The following is a 2,566-nucleotide window of genomic DNA, read 5'->3' as shown; positions in this document are numbered from 1 at the left end:
GGACCCGGCCGAGCGCTTTGCCGATGCCGAGACCTTGCTGGCGGCGCTCGACCGGCTACCCGTGCAAGACACCGAAAGCACCCTGATCCAGCCGCTGCCGATTGCAGCGCCGGTGCCACCCGTAACCGTAGAGCCTGCACCGCCAGCGCCGAAACTAGAACCCGTCACCAAGGCCTCGCCACCTGCAGCTGCGCGCAAGCGCCCGACACCGGCCTTGCTCGCCATCGCCGTTGCTGCCGCGCTGGGCCTGGGCGGGATTGGCTACTGGGCCATCAGTGGCGACGAACAGGTAGTGGAGGCGCAGCCGGTACAAGCCCGCGAGCCAGTAGCGCCGACCGTTGCGACTGCGAGCAACGACAGTGACCGACCATTGCTGATGGCCGGCAAGCGAACTCTGTTCCAGCGCGTGCTGAGCCGGCCGGGCGCGCAGGTCGTCAAGCAGCCGGGCGCCACGCCCAGTGATACCTTGCCGGCCTTTACCGTGCTCTATGTCTACCAGCGCNNCAGCCCTTGGCTTGAGGTCGGCACCGCCAGTGACGGTCGCCGCGACGGCTGGTTGCCGGCCTCCCAGGTCAGCGACTGGAAGCAGAGCCTGGTATTGAAGTTCACCGAACGCTCGGGGCGTGCGCCGGTGATGTTCCTGCGCCAGGCCGATGAGCTTGAGCGTTTGCTTGGCGACACTTCGGCCGCCCGTGCCGAGCTGCTCAAGGCGCAGAACAACCCCGACGAAGTGCCGCAAGTGATGGCCCTGGAACCCAGCGCCAGCGCCGTGCCCCAAGAGCAGTTCTACCTGATGCCGATCTTCGAGGCGCGCGAGAGCTTTGACGAAAACGGCCAGCCGCTGCAGTTGCTCAATGTCGCCTCCATCGACCCGGGCAACAGCGCACCCGCCGGCGAAGCGAAAGCCGCCGGCATGGCCACCTCAGGCGACGCCTTCCGTACCGCCGTGGTGCTGGTGGTGGATACCTCGGTATCAATGCAGCCGTATATCGATCAGGTCCGCCAGGTGGTGCACGAGCTGCACGGGCAGATTTCGCGCCGTGGCGAGCTGGACAACGTCAGCTTCGGCCTGGTCGGCTTTCGCAACAACACCACGCGCACGCCTGCCCTGGAGTACCTGACCAAGACCCTGGTAACACTCGATGAAGGCCGCGATCCCGAGCGTTTTTTGAAGCTGGCCGAGCAGGTGAAAGCCACCAACGTCTCCAGCCATTCGTTCAACGAAGACGCCTTTGCCGGGATCATGCAGGCGGTCGACGGCATGGACTGGTCCGGCTACGGCGGGCGCCTGATCCTGCTGGTCAGTGACGCCGGCTCCCTGCGCAAGAACGACCGCTACAGCAGCACCCAGATGAACGAAGCCGAAGTGCGCCAGGCGGCCCTGAGCAAGCAGATCAAGATTTACGCCCTGCACCTGCGCACCGAGGCCGGCAAGAAAAACCACGCCTACGCCGAGCAGCAGTATCGGGTGCTTACGGCCGATGCCAACCCGCAGATCGGCGACCTGTATGTATCGGTACCCGGTGGCGATGTGCACAAGTTTNNCGGGTGCGCGAGATCGGTTCGACCTTCGCCGATCTGGTCCACCAGGTGCGCAGCAACACCGCGCAACCGGCGCCGCTGCTGGCGGCTTCGCCGAGCATCGCCGACAAATCCGCCGCCATCGGCTATGCCATGCACATGGATTTTCTTGGCCGCAAGAGCGCCAGCCAGGCCCCGCAACTGGTCAGCGCCTGGACCTCCGATCGCGACCTGACCAACCCGGCGCTGCCGACCCTGCAGGTCTGCGTGATGCTCACCAAGCTGCAACTCAACGACCTGCAGCAGTCGTTGAAGCTGATCGTNNGCAAGACCCGCACTTCGCCCAAGGATTTCTTCCAGGAAATCGCCAGCGCCAGTGCCTACATGAGTCGCGACCCGGCCGCCCTGCGCAAGGGCGCCAACCTCGCCGAAGGCGGTGTGCTGGGCGAATACCTGGAGGGCCTGCCGTACCGCAGCAAGTCCCTGAGCATGACCCAGGACCTGTGGTTGTCGCTCAGCGTTGGCGAACAGGAAGACTTCATCGACGAGCTCGATTCGAAGATCCGCCTGTACGAAACCTTCCACAACGACATGGCCAACTGGGTGCGCTTCGGCGTGCGCTTCGGCAATGCCGAGCCCGGTGACGCCTTGTACCGTGTGCCGTTGTCGACGCTGCCATGATGATCAACCTGCACGCGCTGCGCAAAACCCGCGGCCTCGGCAACCAGCGCTACAGCCTGGAGATCGAGCGCCTGGAGCTGCGTGCCGGTCAGCAGCTGGCGCTGGTCGGCCCCAGTGGCTGCGGCAAGAGCACCTGCTGGCCTTGGTGCTGCAGCCCGATCAGGCCGAGCGCTTTGTGTTCAGCACCGACTCGCACACCTACGACGTTCAGCAGCTGTGGCGTGAACAACGCCAGGAGCGCCTGGCGCACCTGCGCCGCCGGCATCTGGGCTATGTGCTGCAAGCGGGCGGCTTGCTCGGCTTTCTCGATGTGCGCAGCAACATCGCACTGCCGCGCCAGGTGCTTGGCCTGGGCAATGACGGC

2 pseudogenes are annotated in these 2,566 nt (G+C 65.3%); both read left to right on the top strand.

The features are described 5' to 3' along the window. A pseudogene (locus tag UB48_RS28355) lies at positions 1 to 2,202 on the top strand (serine/threonine protein kinase); the annotation flags it as partial. Then, positions 2,202 to 2,566: pseudogene (locus UB48_RS28350) on the top strand (ATP-binding cassette domain-containing protein); the annotation flags it as partial. The pseudogenes UB48_RS28355 and UB48_RS28350, both read left to right, overlap by 1 nt.

It is taken from the genome of Pseudomonas sp. 2(2015), from assembly GCF_000955865.1.
Taxonomy (GTDB): domain Bacteria; phylum Pseudomonadota; class Gammaproteobacteria; order Pseudomonadales; family Pseudomonadaceae; genus Aquipseudomonas.
Note: the sequence above shows the minus strand (reverse complement) of the source record. Positions and strands in the feature narration are given on the sequence as shown.